The 437-nt window shown below is 62.9% G+C and carries 1 protein-coding gene; it reads right to left on the reverse strand.

All coding sequences use genetic code 11. The annotated features are described in order from the left end of the window. Nucleotides 1–107: 107 nt before the first annotated feature. On the reverse strand, nt 108–383 hold the full coding sequence (locus tag I6F36_RS38885) for a bacterioferritin-associated ferredoxin (protein WP_004637090.1): 276 nt from the start codon (nt 381–383) through the stop codon (nt 108–110). Nucleotides 384–437 lie beyond the last annotated feature (54 nt).

Consider the following 437-nt stretch of genomic DNA (forward strand, 5'->3'; position numbering starts at 1 on the left):
CGCACGCGTCCGTTCAAGGCGAGCCCCGTGCCTGACCAGAAAGCAACAAATGCCACCGAGGCTCAGCGCCTGGGCGGCAATTCGCGGCGACAGGAAAAGACGGGAGATCAGGCAGCCAATGCACCAGCCACGATGGCCTGATCATTGGCGACGGGCTCGTCGCGACGTTCGATTATGGCATGCGTGCTGGCACGGCCCAAGGTCTGGTCGACGGGGATGCAGCTCACCGCCTCGGCGAGCACCTGCTTGGCGCAGTCCCGGCATTGTCCGCAGCACGTTCCCACGCCGAGCGTTTCGGCGAGTTCGTCCATCGTCGACACGCCCAGACGGGCGGCGCCATGGATTTCGCGGTCGGTCACTTGGTTGCAAATACAGACGTACACGGGATTCCTCCGCAGCGCTCAGAACGCGCTGTGAAACCAGAATAACAGAGAATG

Origin of the sequence: Bradyrhizobium sp. BRP19, from assembly GCF_020194195.1 — a bacterium.
GTDB classification, from domain to species: Bacteria; Pseudomonadota; Alphaproteobacteria; order Rhizobiales; family Xanthobacteraceae; genus Bradyrhizobium; species Bradyrhizobium yuanmingense.